Genomic DNA, 18744 nt, shown 5'->3' on the forward strand with positions numbered 1-18744 from the left:
CTACAAAAATTTAGCCCGGCAATAGCCTTTTCGCTGCTACTGACGGGCCCGCTACTCTATTTTTTCTTACCGACGACGTTCAACTCCGCTCGGGCTTCTCTACCTAGCGCATCAGTAGCAACAACCGTCAGTTTTTGCTTGCCTTCCTCTACCTCGTGAAGCACCAAGCGAAATAGCCCACGATCATTCGCGTTGGTCTGAAAGCTTTTTGATCCATAGTTGATCTGGAGGTTAACAGCACCAGCACCTGTCACTTTTCCTTCGATGGGCAACGCTTCACCTTCCTGCCCTTCTAGCTGTTTAGTAGGCAGTTGGATCGTCGGAGCTGGTACTGTTCGTGCCTTGTAGGATATACGCTGCTCCCCATTGCTTATGACGACCGACCCTGCATTGGCATCGACATACGCATACACCAGCAGCATACTTTGATTACCTGCACCGTCTTTGCCTTCAAGCAAAATACGATTTTCTCCCTGCTTCATACTCAAAATTTGCGTTACGTATTTTTGCGCAGGGATTTCCAGTTGATCTTCTTCAAAATAGGACACGATTTGTCCATTGATACTAACCTGACCTTTATATGTTTGATCTCTGTACATAAAGCGGACTGGAACAAGCATGTTCTTGGTTGCTGGATCGAACTGTACGTCTTCGCTGCCATCGTTTAGCAATTGCAGTGTCGGAGGACTCGTATCGACGATGACCCGCTGCGTGAATTGACGCTTGTTTCCATACATATCCATTGCACTGTACATCACATAATTGAGACCTTCTGTTAATCGCAGGATGGTTTCAAATGATCCATCCGTCGCCAGCTTTACTGGTGTTTTATTAATCGACAAGCGCACCCTGTCCATCATATCCTCGCCTGTTACTTTGCCCCTGAAGGCAACATCCGGCTGCTTGGATATTTTCAGATAGGGAAACAAATCATCCGGGAACTCCACAAATGGCGGAGTGCTGTCACTTTTCCCGTTAATATGCGCCACACTGATATTCCCTGCATAATCATACGCTACTACACTCATTTTTTTATCCGGCTGATTAATGAGTGTGCTGGACACTTTTGGAGAATACGGGCCTCCTACCCTTTTACCGTTTACATAAAGGAAGTAGGCTTGGATATCTTTATCGCGGCTGCTCCATTGAACCCGGTTTCCTGACACAGAAGCTGTAATCACAGGAGCTTTTGTATCCACGCGGATGGGGAGTGTCATCGTTTGCCAATTTGCATTGCGGTCGTCTATTTTGGCCTTAATGGAGAATTGATACTGTCCATCAGGTGCCTGTATATAGGCGCCTTTTTGCGGTGAGAAAATCTTTCCGTCCCAGCTCCACGCTTCCTTTTCCGTGTAATAGTATGGTGTCCCCAGCTTGGATTGGTCGTACTTGCTCACTTTTTCATCACGCACAAGAGTGCGAATCGGCTTACCTGACTGGTCTGTTACTTCGACGATAATATGACGGGCATTGCGTAAAAATGTAATCGAAGGAGCAGCGACATCGTAATGCCCATCCCCGTTTGGCGAAAAGGCAATATGATTGGGGTCGATTTTCGCACCTCCATCGGCTTTGACACCTGTCACACCTAGATAATCCCGATAGCGCCATTTGTCATTGCGTTTATCGTGATACCAGCTCGTCTTGACACCTGTTCGTTTTTCCTGACTTTCTGCCTCCCATACCGGCTGATCCATAATCCTTGGTTCATCCCAGTCGCCGTAGAAGCCATAAAACGCCGTGCGCAACGTAGGCAGCTCCTTATCATCTGGTTGAAAGGAAATAAATCCTTCTGCAAATTGATTGCGTGCCGAGCCTTTCGGAATCGTGAGTGTTACCTTCACTTCCTCTAGCTTCCCCGGCGCAACGGTAATCTTGGGAGCGGAAAATTGCAGTTCTGCCCCTTCGAAAAGGGTATCTGTCAGCATGTTAATCCCATTCTTGCGCAAGTCAGTCATGACACCAAACTCATTTTGCAACTGATACGTAATGGGTTTTTTGCCAAACTTGTTATTAATAAACAGAGAAAAGGTCGTTGAATTCCCAATCTCTCCCAACGATACACCTGCTTTTCCTTTTGCATTGACAACAATAGCTGGCGTCTTGATCGCTTTTGCGATTTGCATCAGTCCTGCCCCTTGAACCCGTGGGCTGTAAGGTACTTTTTTTACTTTCTCCTTATCCGCTGCTGGTACACTGATTTGCGGATCGATAATCGGTTCTGCTGTATTCATCGCCGCAGCCTTTAACGTATCGACAAGCGATCTGCCTTGCAGATTCCGCCCTTGCTTGAGATAGCCTTGCTTCAGCAAAGCCATCCCGCCTGCCACATGTGGCGTTGCCATTGACGTACCACTTTTCACGGCATATTCAGACTCTCGCGTGAGTGACAAGATGCCCCCGCCTGGAGCTGCAATCTCCGGCTTGAACTGCAAATCAGGTGTTGGTCCCCATGACGAAAAAGCCGAGATCGTTCCACCGTCCGGATAAGGCATTGGATTTTGTCCATATTCACCGTTAAAGGAGACCGTCACTTTCTTGCCTTTTTTAATTGCTTGTGCCATTTGCTCGCCCATGTGCTTCAAGATAGAAACAGCCGGGATTTGTTTGGCATGCTCCGCACTGATAATGAGTGGTCCCATTTCATTGTTGTAGATAACAGCACCCACTGCTCCTGCTTCTTTGGCGAGGCGCAGCTTATCGTCGAATGAAATGTCGCCTCGCTCGAGCAATACTACTTTATCTTTTACAGAAACATTGTAGTCTTCCTTCTTCCCTTTCCCCATATAGACAAGCGGATATGGCTTCATCAGCGTCATGACCGGGTTTATTGCACCCCCGCCTTCCACATAGCCGGATAAATACACGACTTTCTCCATTCCGGGTACCCCTTGCACCGTGAAGCTATAGCCAGCCAGTGCTGTAGCGTTGACTGAAGCAACTGAAAACGCATCAGGACTCAAGCCTGGAGAACCGATCATGGCGATATCCGGATTCTGTGCTCGTACCTTATCACTGCCGAAATACGCATCATTGCCTGCTGCTGCCACTACTACGATTCCATTATCGACTGCGCGCTTTACTGCCATTTGCTCCACATTTGTTTCATCCACGTAGCCTGCTGAGGAACCTAGACTCAAGTTGATGACATCTGCTTTTTTCGTAATGGAATCATTGATCGCAAATAAAATCGATTCACCTAGCCCAGGAACCTCGCTTTGATAATTGGAAAATACTTTTTGGCTGATAAGCTGGGCTTCAGGAGCAACCCCTTTTACTTTTCCGTTCGCACCAATAATTCCCGCCACATGAATACCATGCTGAGATTCCGATACGTCTTCCGTTGTTTGCGTACGGTCAGCCCAGTTAAAGCCAGGGATCACCTTATGAGAAGAACCTGATTTTTGCATGGCTGAACGCTTATCATGCGGGGCAGGCAAATCGGGGTGGCGCGGATTGACTCCCGTATCGATCACGGAAACGAGCATACCTTCTCCCTTTACGCCTGCTTCCTCCCAAGCCTTAGTCGCCTCAATCATTTCCAGCGAATCAACAGGTGCGGATTTTAATTGCTCTCCTCGCAGTAGAAGTTCTTGACGTTGCCATTCATCTGCCTTTGTCTTATATTCCTTGTCCGCCCTGCCTGTATGTAATGGCTCGTGCATTTCCGCGAGATCCTGCAAAATCTGCGTACGAATGGTCGCCGTTCCTTCAAACGCTGTTGTGCTGACAGTCGTTGCGGGAAGCAAAGCCAATATCAATCCAATGCTGCATACCTTTTTCTTCATCGTTTGCCCCCTTGCTGGAAGTCATTCCATTATGTTTTCAGTTTTCACTAGGAATCGCTTGGGTATTCCCTTCTTTTCGCGAAGGTTGACAAACGAAGTATTTTCAGCCTATATTTAAGTGCATTAAATAATTACATATCAAATATTCCCGATAACGAAGAAATAGATCAAATAAGGAGACGATACAAGCATGCCCTCCCCCTTAACAGATACGCTTGAGCGCTTGCAGGAGGCGTTTCGTACCATTATGCGCACGATGGGAACGCAATTAGCCGAACCTGTCTCTGGTTTGACTGGCCCGCAATTCTACATTCTTCATCAGTTGGAACAAAAGGAAAAATGCACCGTTGGAGAATTGGCTGAATCAATGGGGGTCAAACCAAGCGCAATCACAGCGATGGTCGACCGCTTGGATAAACACGGTTTTGTCGCCCGTGATCGTGATGAGGAAGATCGCCGAGTGGTTTACATCAGTTTGCGCGATTCTGGCAAAAAGATTCTGCAAGTAGCCAAGCAGAATCGGAGAGAAAAGCTAAATAAAATGTTTGCTCACCTCAGCGAAGATGAACTCCAGCACTTTGTCCTCATTTTTGAAAAGCTGGCGATGGCGGCGGTCATCGAGGCGAGTGAATAAACTCCTTGTACGTTGCTGTTGTGGTGGGGAGAAAACAGGAGAAAACGCTCAGATTCTAGGGCCACCCGCTGGGGGATTCACTGCCCGACTCCATGCAAAAAGCGAAACCGCGTCCAAAGCGGTCCTTCCAGGATGCTTCTCAGAGGTGGACGCTTAAGAGCGTGTTCGCTTTTTGCATTGCGTCTCGGTCGGTGTACCAAAGATCTTCGCTTTTTTCTCCTGTTTCCTCTACGATCTTTCCCTATTTAAACGGGCTTTTAAAGATTTAAAAGAATTGAAGAAATGTCCTCAGTTACGACAGAGAAGAAAATTTCCAGACGTAGCGACTTGTGGAGTCCAACCGAGCGGAGAAGGGATTCGCGGGCAACAGAAACGCAACGTGCCCGTGCTACGAAGCGGCTACCACTTTTGCGTTTCCCCGCAAATCCCTTCGGAGCGGACAGTCTTATCCCCCAGCAGGACGGAGCCTGGAGCCTAGCCTGGAAATATTCTTCTCTCCACTACAGCGACATGAAAAAAAGGCGTGCATTCCGGATCACCGGTGCACGCCTTTTCTATTGCAAACAATTAGGAGAAGAAGAACTTCTTCACTGCATGTTTGGTTGTTTCTTTGTTCATGTGAGCGATTGACGTTGTCAGCGGAATGCCTTTTGGACATGCTTGTACGCAGTTTTGCGAGTTACCGCAATCACCGATACCGCCATCTTCCATCAGGGCTTCCAGACGCTCATGCTTGTTCATCATACCCGTTGGATGCTGGTTGAACAGACGAACCTGCGAAATCGCAAACGGACCGATGAACTCAGCCTTCGCATTCACGTTCGGGCAAGCTTCCAAGCAAACACCGCACGTCATGCACTTCGAAAGCTCGTACGCCCATTGACGTTCAACTTCCGGCATGCGAGGACCTGGTCCCAGATCATGCGTACCATCGATTGGAACCCACGCTTTTACGCGTTTCAGCGCATCGAACATGCGGCTACGGTCAATCGACAAGTCACGTTGTACAGGGAAGGTGCTCATTGGCTCAAGACGAATCGGCTGTTCCAGTTTATCAACCAGTGCCGAGCAAGCTTGGCGCGGTCTTCCGTTAATAACCATCGAGCACGCACCGCATACTTCTTCCAAGCAGTTCGATTCCCAGTTTACTGGAGATGTTTTTTGACCTTGTGCGTTGAGTGGATTACGTTGAATCTCCATCAAAGCACTGATCACGTTCATACCAGGACGGTAAGGGATTTTGAACTCTTCCTTGTACGGAGTGCTGTCAGGGCTATCTTGACGAGTGATAATCAAATGAATCAATTTTTCTGCCATGATCAGTTTCCTCCTCTCTTATTTCTTGTCAGACGTATAGTCACGTTTACGTGGTGCGATCAGGGATACGTCGATGTCTTCATAGTAGATCTCAGGCGCAGTCGTTTCAGCATTGTACTTCGCCATTGTCGTCTTCATGAAGTTCTCGTCATCACGCTCAGGGAAGTCAGGCTTGTAGTGAGCACCGCGGCTCTCGTCGCGCTTGAGCGCACCGATCGTGATCGCGCGGGACAGTACGAGCATGTTCCAGAGATGACGGGTAAACGCCGCACCAGAATTGCTCCATTTATTTGTATCGTTGATGTTGATTTTCTTGTAGCGTTCCATCAGTTCAACGATCTTATCATCCGTTTTTTGCAGACGGTCGTTGTAACGTACTACCGTTACGTTGTCAGTCATCCACTCACCCAGTTCCTTGTGGATCAGGTAAGCATTTTCTGTTCCGTCCATTTTCAGGATGCTGTCGTATTTCGCTTGCTCTTGGTTAGTAAAGCCATCGAAGAGCGTGGAAGACAGATCATCAGAGGAATTTTTCAAGCCTTTGATGTACTCGATCGCTTTTGGACCTGCAACCATACCGCCATAGATCGCGGACAGGAGGGAGTTCGCACCCAAACGGTTTGCACCGTGCTGAGAGTAATCGCACTCACCTGCTGCAAACAGACCAGGGATATTGGTCATTTGGTTGTAGTCTACCCACATACCGCCCATGGAGTAGTGAACCGCAGGGAAAATCTTCATTGGAACTTTACGTGGGTCATCCCCAACGAATTTTTCGTAAATCTCGATAATGCCGCCCAATTTTACATCCAGTTCTTTTGGATCTTTATGGGACAGGTCGAGGTATACCATGTTTTCGCCGTTGATACCCAGCTTCATATCTACGCAAACGGAGAAGATTTCGCGAGTCGCGATGTCACGCGGAACCAGGTTTCCGTATGCAGGGTATTTATCTTCCAGGAAGTACCAAGGTTTACCGTCTCTGTACGTCCATACACGGCCACCCTCACCACGAGCAGACTCGGACATCAGACGCAGCTTGTCGTCGCCAGGGATTGCAGTTGGGTGAATTTGGATCATCTCACCATTGGAGTAGATAACCCCTTGTTGATACGCCGCAGACGCTGCTGTACCTGTATTGATAATCGAGTTCGTCGATTTACCGAAGATGATACCAGGTCCGCCTGTTGCCAAAATAACGGCATCCGCACGGAAGGATTGAATTTCACCGGAACGCATGTTTTGTGCAGTAATCCCGCGACAGGTTCCTGTATCGTCCAAAACGGCTCCGAGGAAATCCCAATATTCGTACTTGGTTACCAGACCTTCAGCTTCATAACGGCGTACTTGTTCGTCCAATGCGTACAAGAGCTGTTGTCCAGTTGTCGCACCCGCAAAAGCGGTACGGTGATGTTTGGTTCCCCCGAAACGACGGAAGTCCAACAAACCTTCTGGCGTACGGTTAAACATAACGCCCATACGGTCCAACATATAGATGATGCCAGGTGCTGCATCGCACATTGCTTTAACTGGCGGTTGGTTTGCCAAGAAATCTCCGCCATATACTGTATCGTCGAAGTGCTCCCATGTGGAGTCGCCTTCCCCTTTGGTATTTACCGCTCCGTTAATACCGCCCTGCGCACAGACAGAGTGGGAACGTTTTACCGGAACCAGGGAGAACAGCTGAACAGGAACGCCTTTTTCTGCTGCTTTGATGGTAGCCATCAAGCCGGCCAAACCCCCACCGACAATGATCAGTTTACCTTTTGCCATGAGTTTTGTCCCCCTATCCCTACAAAATGAAAGCCGACATCGCACGCAAGCCGATGAAGGTTACAACTACGAATACGCCCAAAGTCACGAATGTTGCAATACGTTGGGAACGCGGCCCAACTGTAATTCCCCAGTGAACCAGGAACGACCACAGTCCGTTGGAGAAGTGGAAAGTCGTGCTAATAATCCCGATTGTGTAGAATACGATCATTGCAGGACTGCTCAAAATGTTTGCCATCATGTCATAATCCACGTGTGCACCCAGTGCTTTTTGGATACGGGTTTCCCAAACATGCCAAACAATAAAAATGAGGGTAATGACTCCTGTAACGCGTTGCCACAAGAACATTTGGTTTCGGAAGTAACCGAAGTTCCCTACGTTATGCTTCGCTTGGAACGCAATGTAGAGACCGTAAACTGCGTGAAACAGGATCGGGAGGTAGATCAAGGCAAATTCAAGTACTAACAGAAATGGAAGGCTTTCAATGAAGCCTACTGCCTGGTTGAAAGCTTCAGGCCCACGAGTCGCTTGATAGTTGGCGGTCAAGTGGAACACGAGGAAGAGCCCGATCGGAAACAAACCAAGAAGTGAGTGTAGCTTGTGACTGAGAAAGCTATGGCCTTTCGCCATACAATGGTCCCCCTTTCAATGTATGTAACTCTCAATTCTGTGAAAAACGTCAAGCATCACCGCAAGCGGTCCAAAACGGTTTTCGGCCGCTTTGATAGACCTTTCCCCAATATCCTAACCCATTGCCGCACCCATTAGACATAACAAAACCGCCACGATCATTTTATGAAGAGCATCTTGACGCTGTTCACAAAAAGACTGCGTTCGCTAGATCATATGAATTTGTCGGAATGTGTCAAAATTCGAGAAAAAGTTGGGCAAAACTTTGACCAAATCCAATTGTACTCTTGTCGACACAGAGCGTCAAGACAATCAATGTACTAAATACATTGATAGAATAACTTTGTTTAGTCCAGCTATTTTTTCTATTACGATGTCATGAATGTGAGCCCCTCCTCATAATCTAGTACAGACAGGAGGGAAGCACATATGAAAGAGAAGGATCAGCTAGCAGCACTGTTGCCACCGGAGACCATTCCCTATGCGGAAAGAATGAATATGCCCTATCTTGGCTATCATCTTCTACGTGAAACGCTGACCAGCACCCTGCTAGGTGATAGTGAAAACCATATCCTCTATTGGATAGGAAAAAATATGGGCCGCCAAATCCCCATTCAATCTGCAACAGGCCCGATTATGCCTTTTATACGGCTCGGATTAGGCCAGCTAGACGTCGTGGAGGAGACCGGGCAAACTATCGTCTATTCGCTCACTCATTCTATTTTTAGCTACCAGTCTATAGAGAGACTGACATGCAGTCTTTCTTTTGAGGCTGGAATCATTGCTGGTATGATTGAGCGGTGGAAAGAAAGAGAAGCGTTCAGCAAAATCGAGATGGAAAGCCCTTCAGACATACGTATATCTGTACAAGTGGCGTCATGAAGAAAATGCCCCCTCTACCCATAACAAAGGGAGAGGGAGCATCCATATTTTATACTCCGTGCACGACCGCGGTTTCCTCGACATCCAGACCATATGCCGAATGAAGACTGCGAACAGCCAGCTCCGTCAAAGCTGCTGGAATGACGCAAGAAACCTTGATATCAGACGTAGATACCATTTTAATAGAAATTTCTTTTTCTGCCAGGACGCGGAACATTTCAGCCGCTACCCCTGGATTGTTGATCATACCCGAGCCAACAATCGATACCTTGGTCAAGCCTTCCTCGAAATCGACTTTTTCAAAGCCAAGCTCGTTTTTGTTTCTGTCCAGCGTATCAAGTGCTTTTTTCAGGTCATCCGCTGCAACGGTAAAAGAAATGTTCGTAACAGACGCATCATAGGAGCTTTGGATAATGATATCGACGTTCACCTGGTTATCCGCCAGCGTATTGAACAGACGGGAAAGCGTCCCGACCTTGGCAGGCATGCCGACAACCGTGATTTTGGCTACATCTTCATCGTGTGCAACTCCACTTACTACTCTTCCTGTTTCCATGTTGGCAACCTCCTCAACGTACGTACCATCTTCGGCAGTAAAGCTGGAGCGGACGACCAGCCTTACCTTGTATTTTTTCGCAGCCTCTACTGACCTTGGATGAAGAACCCCTGCACCGAGGTTCGCCAGCTCCAGCATCTCATCATACGAGATCGTATCCAGCTTGCTTGCTGCTGGAACCATTCGTGGATCAGCTGTATACACCCCGGACACGTCCGTAAAGATTTCGCATTTCTCAGCGTTCAAGCTCGCTGCGAGTGTAACCGCTGATGTATCCGATCCACCGCGGCCGAGCGTCGTAATTTCACCTTCGTCACTGATCCCTTGGAATCCTGCCACGATCACCACACGACCACGGCCGAGCTCGGATTGAATCCGCTCTGGATCAATCTGCTTGATCCGTGCTCTTCCGTGAATCGCCTCCGTAGTGATTCCAGCTTGCCAGCCCGTAAGAGAAATGGCGTCGTAGCCTTTTGTATGCAAAGCCATCGACAAAAGCGCGATCGATACCTGCTCCCCCGTGGTCAGCAGCATATCCATTTCACGCTCGGATGGGTATGCGCTAATCTGCTTGGCCATATCTACCAACACGTCAGTAGATTTCCCCATTGCAGAAACAACGACTACCACATCATGTCCTTCCTCTTTGTAGCTGATAATTCGATCCGCAACTCGTAAAATTCGCTCAATGGTACCTACAGAGGTGCCTCCATATTTCTGCACGATCAACCCCATGCGGCTTCTCTCCCTTTTTCTCATATCCAATTTGGTATTTATCTCGTATTGTATGGTTTTTCACTATTCTCTCTATAAGGAAAAGTCTTGCATTTTTATTTTACAAAAAAGGCACCGACAAGGAATAAGACCTGCCGCTGCCTATTGTTTCGACATACCGGTTCCTCCCTCCCAATACACGCGGACAACGAAGATTGACAGTAAACACCATCAAAACTCACATTGACACACCGTGAGATAGCTCTCCATCTGACAATTGGTCATTGTGCAGATGACAGTCCTGCATTTGTTCAACGCAGACCCAGCATGGAGAAAAGCGGGTTTCCCTCCACACTTCGGCGAATTCCCCTTTCCCGTCCCCTTCACAGATACCCGATCTCAGGGTGGTACTCTTGGTTTTCGCGCCTCTACCTCACTCCATAATGGAAGTGAGGCTAACTATTCTGTTTGAATCGGATTATATCATGAGTCTAAAAATGGATCAATTCCTTTTTAGAGGTTATTCCAAAAGTTACATTTGCTATGTGTCCAGCTTACGCAGATGCCCGATGATTTCTTTTGCCAGCTTGTCGCCGATCCCTAGTTGGCGGAAGTCTTCGACGGTCGCCTCGCGCATTTTTTTCAACGAGCCAAAATGAGAGAACAACAGCTTGCGTCGTTTCTCACCGATACCCGGAATTTCATCCAACTGAGAGGAGAGCATCGTTTTTGTCCGGGATTGTCTGTGGAACGTAATAACAAAACGGTGGACTTCATCTTGGATGCGCTGCAACAAATAAAACTCATAGCTATCACGTCTAAGATTCACAGGCTCTGGCGGATCTCCGTACATGAGCTGAGCAGTGCGGTGCTTCTCATCCTTCGCGAGTCCACAGACGGGAATATAGAGACCCAGCTCGTTTTCCAGCACGTCCATAGCCGCGCTGATTTGGCCTTTTCCACCATCAATCACAATCAGATCGGGCATAGGCTGGTTTTCTTTCAACAGGCGAGAGTATCGACGGCGAACGACTTCGCGCATGGAGCCGTAATCATCTGGTCCCTCGACGGTTTTGATCTTGAATTTGCGGTATTCCTTTTTGTCAGGACGCCCGTCTGTAAACACAATCATCGCAGACACAGGCTCTGTTCCCTGTATGTTGGAGTTGTCAAACGCTTCAATTCGATGAGGAACCGGAATGCCTAAAATGTGACCGAGATTGTGTACCGCTTGGACCGTACGAGCATCGTCCTTGGACATCAGGGCGAACTTCTCCTGCAAAGCAATACGGGCGTTCTCGGAAGCCATCTTCACAAGCTCATGCTTTTTGCCTCTTTTCGGCGCATGGACTTTGATGCCCAGCCACTCACTCAAAAGCTCCGGTTCACTCTCTTGCGGGAGCAAAATTTCTTTTGGTAGCGCATTTTGCTTGTCGTAGTAGAACTGGCTCACATAAGACATGAAGTCTTCGGTTTCGCTTCCATAGTATGGAAAGGAAGTCGTCTGACGCTCGATCATCTTCCCTTTTCGCATATAGAACACCTGAATGCACATCCAGCCTTTTTCCACAGCAAACCCGATAATGTCGCGGTCTACCGTATCGGTGAACGTGATCTTCTGCTTCTCCATCACCGCTTCGATGCTCTTGATTTGATCGCGATATTCCTTGGCGCGTTCGAACTCCATGTTTTCTGCGGCTTGCAGCATTTTTTCCGTGAGGGTTTGCTTCATTTCCTCATGGCCACCATCGAGGAATCGGCTGATTTCATCCACCAAACGCTGATTTTCCTCTGCCGATACCTCGTACACACAGGGCGCTAGACATTGTCCCAAATGGTAGTAAAGACAAACCTGCTTGGGCATATTGCGGCATTTGCGCAACGGATAGAGGCGATCGAGCAGCTTCTTCACCTCGGAAGCATCTCCGGCATTCGGATACGGACCGAAATACTTGGCTTTATCTTTTAATACCTTACGGGTAATCTCCAGGCGTGGCTGCGCCTCATTCGTAATTTTGATGTACGGATACGTCTTGTCGTCGCGGAGCATGACATTGTAACGCGGGTCGTGCTCCTTGATCAGGTTGCACTCGAGGATGAGCGCCTCAATCGCTGAGGATACCACAATGTACTCAAAGTCCACGATCTCACTGACCAACATCTGCGTCTTCCCGTTATGACTGCCTGTAAAATAAGAGCGGACGCGGTTTTTCAGCACCTTGGCTTTTCCTACGTAAATGATTTCCCCGCTCGCATTTTTCATCAGGTAGCAGCCTGGCTTATCTGGCAGGACGGCCAGCTTATCTTTTAAGGAGCTGTTCATGGCTGCTCCCTCCTCTTTGCTCTATATCTGCCTTGCATCTATTTGTTCTTGTGGAATGGCTTTTCCAATACATACAGTTCATCTTCTAAGGAACTCATCCGTTCCACCAGCAGCTTGCGGCTGTCTTGCACCCCTTGATTGTAATAGATGGGGCCGAGCTCTTTCGAAAAAAAGGCAATCAACTCTTCCGTCTCCAAATTGCCGAGTGTCTCCGACCGTTCTTCTTTAAAATAGCGCTGTACTTGATGAACAAGATATTCCATTTGCTCTCTCGTCAATTTGGTTGGCATCGTATCCGGCTTCCTTCCCTTTTTCGCATCATAAGAGAATATACGTTCTATCCTTCATAGTACCATGGAATCCATACGAAAAAAACTGCCGCCTCATTCCATGGCGACAGTTTTTTATAGGCAGACTAGTGCTTGCGACCGCCCAAATATGCTTCTTTTACACGCTCGTCGTTTAACAACGCTACTCCTGTGCCATCCAAAACAATTTGCCCTGCCTCCAGTACATACCCGTAATCAGCGATTTTGAGGGCCTGTTTGACATTTTGCTCTACGATGAGGACGGTTGTACCTTCCGCATTGATTTCTTTGATCACCTTGAAAATGTCCGCCACCACGATGGGAGCCAAGCCCATCGACGGCTCGTCCAAAAGCAACAGCTTCGGTCGAGACATCAAAGCGCGGGCAATGGCTAGCATTTGCTGCTGACCGCCAGACATCGTCCCTCCCAATTGAGAAAGCCGTTCCTTGAGGATAGGGAACCAGGCCATCATCTTTTCCATGTCGTCCTTGATGCCTTGTGCATCGTTGCGCTGGAATGCACCCATCTCCAGGTTTTCCAGCACGGTCATCTTCCCGAGGATCGCACGTCCTTCTGGTACCAAAGCCAGTCCAGCTTTTACGATCTGATGTGGTCTCGAACCATCTATACGTTTACCGCAAAACGTAATCGTCCCTGCTTCAGGCTTCAGTTGACCTGCGATCGTACGCATGGTTGTGGTTTTGCCCGCTCCATTCGCACCGATCAGCGAGACGATTTTACCCTCAGGCACTTCCAGCGTGATCCCGCGAATCGCCTTGATTTGACCGTAGGAGGTCGTCAAGTTTTGTATGTTCAGCATCTTATTCGTCCTCCTTGCCGAGGTAGGCTTCAATCACATCTGGATTGTTTTGTACCTCTGCCGGGGTGCCGTCGGCAATTTTGACCCCAAAGTTGATACATACGACCTTTTCACACAGGTTCATGACCAATCCCATATCGTGTTCGACCAACAGGACAGTCGTCCCGTCATCGCGAATTTTTTTGACCAGCTCCATGAGTGCTTTCGTCTCCGTCTCGATCATTCCGGCAGCAGGCTCATCCAATAGTAAGAGCTTTGGCTCAGTAGCCAGTGCCCGTGCAATCTCCAGACGCCGTTGTTGACCGTAAGCCAATGTATCCGAGCGCACATCAGCAATGTCAGACAAGCCTACGAATTCGAGAAGCTCCTCTGCTTTTTTGGTAACCGCCTTTTCTTCCGCACGTTGTCCCGGTGTTTTCAAAAGGGAAGCCCAGAAGCCTGCCTTCATGCGTGAATGACATCCTACCTTCACGTTGTCCAACGCACTCATGTGACCGAAGAGGCGAATATTTTGGAACGTCCTCGCAATCCCCATTTCCGTAATTTTGTTCGGCGCTATTCCATTTAACTTTTGTCCGGCAAAAGAAAAGGTCCCCGTCGTTGGTTCGAATATGCCCGTTGCCATATTGAAAATCGTCGTTTTGCCCGCACCATTCGGACCAATCAAGCCGACAATTTCGCCCTCTCCGACAGTAAAAGAAACGTCACGAAGAGCGGTGATGCCGCCAAAGCTTTTTCCTACGTTCGCAAGTTCCAGCAACATCCTATACGCCCCCCTTCGCTTCCTTATCCGATGACTTGCCCCGACGACGCTTGAACAGCTTTTGGAACGTGTCGGCACCGATCAAGCCATGCGGACGGAACGCCATTACACCGACCATGATCAAACCGTACATGAGCATTTTGTACTCGGCCAAACCACGCAGTACCTCGGGCAATGCCGTGAGAACCAAGGCACCAAACAGCGGCCCCCATACGACTTCGCTGCCGCCGATCACGGCATAAGACAGTATCTCTACGACTTTATGATAGTTAAAATCATCTGGCGTAATGGTCGTCGTAATGTGAGCGAACAATCCTCCACAGACCCCTGCCAAAATGGAACCGATCACAAAAGCAAGCATTTTATAATAGTTGACTTGCAATCCCATCGCTCGCGCCGCCGTTTCATCTGCTTTGATCGCTTCAAAAGCACGCCCCAGACGCGAACGGTTCAGACGCAGCGTCAGGAAAAGCACGAAGGCAAACAGGAGCAGCATAAACACAAAGGTAGATAATGACTTCATTTGCATAACCGAAATGCCAAAGGCTTGCGCTTTTAACCCCATTGCTTTTTCAAAATCGTACAAGTAATTGCCAATCGATTGAAGTCCGGTCAATCCGAGAGCGCCATTTGTAATCTCCATATTGAGAAAAATAACGCGGATCACTTCACCAAAGCCAAGCGTAGCAATTGCCAGGTACAAGCCGTGGAGCTTCAATGTCGGAGCACCGATCAAAAGGGCAATCAGCCCAGCCGCCAGTCCTCCGATTATGATGGCGATAAACAAAGGCATGTCCGCTTGCTTCGTCAAAATACTCGCCGTAAAAGCACCAATGCTCATAAAGCCCGCATGCCCCAAGGAAAGCTGGCCCGTCGAGAGCGTAATGTAAATACTGATCGCCAAAATACTGTTTAACAGGATAAAAGTAAATACCTGTAAGTTATATGGATTGAGAATGTCCAATGTCTGCACCTCCCTTACGCTTTGCGTCCAAATAGTCCTTCCGGCTTCAAGAGTAAAATGAGAATGATCAAGCCAAAAGCAACTGCATCCCGATACGACGAGTCTCCGTACGCGACGGTAAACACCTCGATAATCCCAAGCAATACGCCACACACCATGGCCCCAGGAATGCTGCCTACCCCGCCTAAAATCAATACGGCCAAACCTTTGAAGCCAAGGGTCATCCCCATCGTTGGAATGAGAGCAGAGTACGCCATCCCGATCAAAATGCCTGCGACGCCTCCCAGTGCCGAAGCAAGCATGACGGTCACGACAATGACCATATTCGTGTTAATCCCCAAAATATTTGCTGTATCCGTATTTTCAGCCGTCGCGCGAATGGCTTTCCCCATTTTCGTTTTTTGAATCCAGAAATGCAGGACGAACATTAGCAACACAGAAATCCCCAAAATAACCAGGTCGACGCTGCGGATTTGAATGAGCCCCAAGTCAAAAGTGGTATCCCCGAAAGATTGCGGGAACGCACGGGAGTCAGCACCGAAAAACTTGTGCATGGCTTCCTCCATCAAAATGGCAAATCCAATCGTACTGATCAACGATGCCAGATGGGGTACATTTTTTTTACGAAGTGGGCGAAGCGCCGTATACTCCAGCACAAGACCCAAAATGGCCGAAATCACGACCGCCACGATCAGCGCTACCCCTAATGGCATATTCAGGCTGGTCATCAATACCAAGCCAACCAGTGATCCAAAAATAAAAATTTGGCCGTGTGCCATATTAATGATTCCCAGGACACCAAAAATGAGCGTATAGCCCAATGCGATTAATGAATAAGTGCTACCAACTGTCAAACCGTTGACTAATTGCTGCCAAAACAAATGCCTCACCTCACTGTTAAGTGGTTAATAGCCACCGATGATTTGTTTTCTCGCTGGATCAGCAAGCGAAGAACATTCTGGTACTTTCTGATCCAGCGAGATAACGGATAGAAAAAGAAGCCCGGAGCGACCCCGGGCACAATCCTATTCAAACGGGACGAATTTGCCTTCTTTTGCCACAACGACAACCGCATCACCAATCGGATTGCGTTTCTCGTCAAAAGACAGTTTGCCGGATACACCTGTGAAGTCTTTTAGCTGAGCCAATTGTCCGCGCAACTCTTCGCGATCTGCTTTTCCTGCGGCAAGCAGTGACTGCGACATAATATACAGCGAGTCGTATGCTTGAGCAGCGAACTGGTCAGGCTTTTTGTTGTATTTGGCTTCGAATGCTTTTACGAAGGCTTGTACTTTATCATCTTTCTTTTCAGGGCTAAATGGAGTCGCAACGATCAAACCCTCAGCAGCTGGACCAGCAATTTCGAAAACTTTCGGATTATTGAAACCATTTCCACCAAGAATCGTCCCTGTAAAGCCCAGCTCACGTGCTTTTTTCACAACCATGGAGCCTTCTTTGTACAAAGCGGACACTAGCAAAGCGTCTGGGTTTGTTTGCTTCAACTTTGTCAATTGTGCCGAGAAATCCACATCGCCATTTGCGAAAGTCGCTTCGCCGGTAATCTCCAAGCCCATCTTTTCAGCGGTTGCTTTCATCACCTTGTAGCCATTCACGGAGAAGTCATCGTTGGATGCATGGATGAGTGCTACTTTTTTCAAGCCATTTTTCTCCACGGCTGCTTTCATCGCTGTCGGGATCGCTATGGATTCAGGCAAAGAATTGCGGAACACGTACTCCCCGATATCATTGATTCCTTCTGACGTGTTGGAGATACCAAAAATCGGGGTTTCCGCCTCGTTTGCAACTGGTCCTGCTGCAAACATTTCACCGGAAAGTGTCGGTCCGATGATCGCCACGACATTATCCTGATTAATCAGTTTATTTACCGCGTTAATCGCGCCTTCTTTTTCTCCGGCGGAGTCTTCAAACTTCAGTTCGATCTTGAGCTTGCCTTTGTTCGCTTCATTCAGCTCTCCCAACGCCAGCTCCAATCCTGCTTTTTGCGCTTCTCCATAAGCTGCGCCAGATCCTGAGAGGAAACCAACGACACCGATTTTTGCTTGAATCTCTTGTCCTTCGGTGCTAGCTGCTTGTCCAGAGCCACCTTCTCCTGTTGCAGGAGCACTTGTGTTTCCTCCGCTTGAACATCCGACCATCAATACCGCCCCTAGCGAAATTGCCGCCAGCGAGCGCATCAAATGAAATCCCTTCATTAGAAAAGCCCCCTTTATTTTCGAAATAAATTGAATATATGAAGTTTAATCAAAGTATTCTAAAAACGCAATTATTTTCGCTCAAGTAAACTTAATTTTTTGACAAACGATCGCTCAGAATTCCATTTCCACCTCATAAAAAAAAGCGGCACGTTACATGCCGCTTTACTCATTGCATTGCTCTTACAGATGTTTGCCTACAGTTGCCATGAGCGCTTCTTTTGGTTGGAAGCCGATCACTTTGTCAACTGGTTGACCGTCTTTAAATACGATCAGGGTTGGGATGGACATTACACCAAAACGACCAGCAGAATCTGGGTTGTCATCCACGTTTACTTTGACGATTTTGAGCTGGGAGCCCACTTCACCGTCGATTTGCTCCAGTACAGGAGCGATCATTTTGCAAGGGCCGCACCATGGAGCCCAGAAGTCAACCAGGACTGTACCGCCTTGCTCTACTTCCTGGGAAAAGTTTTGGTCGGTAGCATTTACAATTGCCATAGAAGTTACCTCCTTGAATTTCAATTACTAAATAAAGGTTCCTAACGGTTATCAGTATATCATTCAAACACCAAATTGACTACGCCGCTCCACACTTTGCCCTGCACTTCTCGTTATAGTCTGTCCAGTCTGGCCGCACCTTATTGCCCGACTTGTTTGAGCCGGTTAATCTCCCGTTCATGGTCACTTACTTTCCGATGCAGCGGATCAAGGTCTGCATCGATATGTTTATTTTGGCGTTCCAACCTGTCTAATCGTCGCGTGGCGTCATCGCGGAATTCGTACATTTCATCACGAAACGCGTACATCTCCTCCCGAAAATCATACATCTCTTTCTTAAACTCACGCAGTTCCTGCTGTGTCTCTTTTACAAGCCGATTATTCTCAGCAACCATGTGAATCAGTCGTTGCAAAAGCTCCTCGCTCATCCCGATCACCTCTCCTTATCCCCTATTATATCAAGCAAGGAAAGCTTAAAGTAAGCCTTATGGACAAAAAAAGCGCTCCCAAAAGGAGAGCCGTGCAAAACGACTCCTATAATATGTAAAAAGACTGA

General features: G+C 48.0%; 16 protein-coding genes and 1 riboswitch. Of the genes, 2 read left to right on the forward strand and 14 right to left on the reverse strand.

The features are described from left to right. Nucleotides 1-56: 56 nt before the first annotated feature. Nucleotides 57-3788, reverse strand: a complete 3732-nt coding sequence (locus ASG16_RS31600; RefSeq protein WP_056497756.1) for a S8 family serine peptidase — start codon at nucleotides 3786-3788, stop codon at nucleotides 57-59. 190 nt (nucleotides 3789-3978) lie between these two features. Here ASG16_RS31600 and ASG16_RS20450 point away from each other — a divergent pair, with 190 nt between their 5' ends. Then, nucleotides 3979-4422 carry a MarR family winged helix-turn-helix transcriptional regulator gene (locus ASG16_RS20450; protein ID WP_056497758.1) on the forward strand — a complete coding sequence of 148 codons (444 nt, stop codon included), beginning with the start codon at nucleotides 3979-3981 and terminating at the stop codon, nucleotides 4420-4422. 567 nt (nucleotides 4423-4989) lie between these two features. On the opposite strand, the gene sdhB is transcribed toward ASG16_RS20450, so the two are convergent. From sdhB to ASG16_RS20470, 3 genes are read right to left on the reverse strand one after another with little or no spacing between them, the layout of a single operon-like run. Continuing rightward, nucleotides 4990-5739, reverse strand: a complete 750-nt coding sequence (gene sdhB / locus ASG16_RS20460) for a succinate dehydrogenase iron-sulfur subunit (RefSeq protein ID WP_007722466.1) — start codon at nucleotides 5737-5739, stop codon at nucleotides 4990-4992. 18 nt (nucleotides 5740-5757) lie between these two features. After that, a complete protein-coding gene (gene sdhA, locus ASG16_RS20465) occupies nucleotides 5758-7512 on the reverse strand; it encodes a succinate dehydrogenase flavoprotein subunit (protein WP_056497759.1) in 1755 nt (584 codons plus the stop codon). 19 nt (nucleotides 7513-7531) lie between these two features. Continuing rightward, entirely contained in the window at nucleotides 7532-8143 is a 612-nt protein-coding gene (locus tag ASG16_RS20470) for a succinate dehydrogenase cytochrome b558 subunit (protein ID WP_048031981.1), read from the reverse strand. Nucleotides 8144-8572: 429 nt separating this feature from the next. Between ASG16_RS20470 and ASG16_RS20475 the strand changes: the two genes are divergently transcribed. After that, complete coding sequence (locus tag ASG16_RS20475) at nucleotides 8573-9025, forward strand: YslB family protein (protein WP_056497760.1); 453 nt, start codon at nucleotides 8573-8575, stop codon at nucleotides 9023-9025. Nucleotides 9026-9074: 49 nt separating this feature from the next. Here ASG16_RS20475 and ASG16_RS20480 read toward each other — a convergent pair whose 3' ends face one another. From ASG16_RS20480 to ASG16_RS20525, 10 genes are all read right to left on the reverse strand, one after another. Beyond that, nucleotides 9075-10316, reverse strand: a complete 1242-nt coding sequence (locus ASG16_RS20480) for an aspartate kinase (RefSeq protein ID WP_048031979.1) — start codon at nucleotides 10314-10316, stop codon at nucleotides 9075-9077. Between the two features lie 230 nt (nucleotides 10317-10546). After that, nucleotides 10547-10734, reverse strand: a riboswitch (Lysine riboswitch). 102 nt (nucleotides 10735-10836) lie between these two features. Further along, a complete protein-coding gene (uvrC, locus tag ASG16_RS20485; protein ID WP_056497762.1) occupies nucleotides 10837-12618 on the reverse strand; it encodes an excinuclease ABC subunit UvrC in 1782 nt (593 codons plus the stop codon). 38 nt (nucleotides 12619-12656) lie between these two features. After that, entirely contained in the window at nucleotides 12657-12908 is a 252-nt protein-coding gene (locus ASG16_RS20490) for a DUF2164 domain-containing protein (protein ID WP_056497764.1), read from the reverse strand. 125 nt (nucleotides 12909-13033) lie between these two features. Further along, nucleotides 13034-13747 carry an ABC transporter ATP-binding protein gene (locus ASG16_RS20495; protein ID WP_056497767.1) on the reverse strand — a complete coding sequence of 238 codons (714 nt, stop codon included), beginning with the start codon at nucleotides 13745-13747 and terminating at the stop codon, nucleotides 13034-13036. A gap of 1 nt (nucleotide 13748) precedes the next feature. Then, nucleotides 13749-14510 (reverse strand): ABC transporter ATP-binding protein, encoded by a 762-nt coding sequence (locus tag ASG16_RS20500; protein ID WP_048031975.1) that lies wholly within the window; start codon nucleotides 14508-14510, stop codon nucleotides 13749-13751. Between the two features lies 1 nt (nucleotide 14511). Continuing rightward, nucleotides 14512-15483, reverse strand: a complete 972-nt coding sequence (locus tag ASG16_RS20505; RefSeq protein ID WP_056497768.1) for a branched-chain amino acid ABC transporter permease — start codon at nucleotides 15481-15483, stop codon at nucleotides 14512-14514. 5 nt (nucleotides 15484-15488) lie between these two features. After that, nucleotides 15489-16355, reverse strand: coding sequence for a branched-chain amino acid ABC transporter permease (locus tag ASG16_RS20510; RefSeq protein WP_048031973.1), 867 nt, complete (start codon nucleotides 16353-16355; stop codon nucleotides 15489-15491). A 144-nt stretch (nucleotides 16356-16499) separates the two neighbouring features. After that, nucleotides 16500-17687 (reverse strand): ABC transporter substrate-binding protein, encoded by a 1188-nt coding sequence (locus ASG16_RS20515; RefSeq protein WP_056497770.1) that lies wholly within the window; start codon nucleotides 17685-17687, stop codon nucleotides 16500-16502. A 183-nt stretch (nucleotides 17688-17870) separates the two neighbouring features. Continuing rightward, nucleotides 17871-18188, reverse strand: a complete 318-nt coding sequence (gene trxA, locus ASG16_RS20520) for a thioredoxin (RefSeq protein WP_007722428.1) — start codon at nucleotides 18186-18188, stop codon at nucleotides 17871-17873. A 140-nt stretch (nucleotides 18189-18328) separates the two neighbouring features. Beyond that, nucleotides 18329-18616, reverse strand: coding sequence for a hypothetical protein (locus ASG16_RS20525; RefSeq protein WP_056497771.1), 288 nt, complete (start codon nucleotides 18614-18616; stop codon nucleotides 18329-18331). Between the last annotated feature and the right edge of the window lie 128 nt (nucleotides 18617-18744).

The sequence above is a fragment of the Brevibacillus sp. Leaf182 genome, assembly GCF_001423865.2.
Classification (GTDB): domain Bacteria; phylum Bacillota; class Bacilli; order Brevibacillales; family Brevibacillaceae; genus Brevibacillus; species Brevibacillus brevis_C.

Excerpts from the sequence above, each read along its gene's own strand:
- sdhB (WP_007722466.1), bottom strand. The coding sequence starts at position 5,739 with ATGGCAGAAAAATTGATTCATTTGATTATCACTCGTCAAGATAGCCCT.
- ASG16_RS20495 (WP_056497767.1), bottom strand. The coding sequence starts at position 13,747 with ATGCTGAACATACAAAACTTGACGACCTCCTACGGTCAAATCAAGGCG.
- trxA (WP_007722428.1), bottom strand. The coding sequence starts at position 18,188 with ATGGCAATTGTAAATGCTACCGACCAAAACTTTTCCCAGGAAGTAGAG.
- ASG16_RS20500 (WP_048031975.1), bottom strand. The coding sequence starts at position 14,510 with ATGTTGCTGGAACTTGCGAACGTAGGAAAAAGCTTTGGCGGCATCACC.
- uvrC (WP_056497762.1), bottom strand. The coding sequence starts at position 12,618 with ATGAACAGCTCCTTAAAAGATAAGCTGGCCGTCCTGCCAGATAAGCCA.
- sdhA (WP_056497759.1), bottom strand. The coding sequence starts at position 7,512 with ATGGCAAAAGGTAAACTGATCATTGTCGGTGGGGGTTTGGCCGGCTTG.
- ASG16_RS20475 (WP_056497760.1), top strand. The coding sequence starts at position 8,573 with ATGAAAGAGAAGGATCAGCTAGCAGCACTGTTGCCACCGGAGACCATT.
- ASG16_RS20450 (WP_056497758.1), top strand. The coding sequence starts at position 3,979 with ATGCCCTCCCCCTTAACAGATACGCTTGAGCGCTTGCAGGAGGCGTTT.
- ASG16_RS20515 (WP_056497770.1), bottom strand. The coding sequence starts at position 17,687 with ATGAAGGGATTTCATTTGATGCGCTCGCTGGCGGCAATTTCGCTAGGG.
- ASG16_RS20490 (WP_056497764.1), bottom strand. The coding sequence starts at position 12,908 with ATGCCAACCAAATTGACGAGAGAGCAAATGGAATATCTTGTTCATCAA.
- ASG16_RS20470 (WP_048031981.1), bottom strand. The coding sequence starts at position 8,143 with ATGGCGAAAGGCCATAGCTTTCTCAGTCACAAGCTACACTCACTTCTT.
- ASG16_RS20480 (WP_048031979.1), bottom strand. The coding sequence starts at position 10,316 with ATGGGGTTGATCGTGCAGAAATATGGAGGCACCTCTGTAGGTACCATT.
- ASG16_RS20525 (WP_056497771.1), bottom strand. The coding sequence starts at position 18,616 with ATGAGCGAGGAGCTTTTGCAACGACTGATTCACATGGTTGCTGAGAAT.
- ASG16_RS31600 (WP_056497756.1), bottom strand. The coding sequence starts at position 3,788 with ATGAAGAAAAAGGTATGCAGCATTGGATTGATATTGGCTTTGCTTCCC.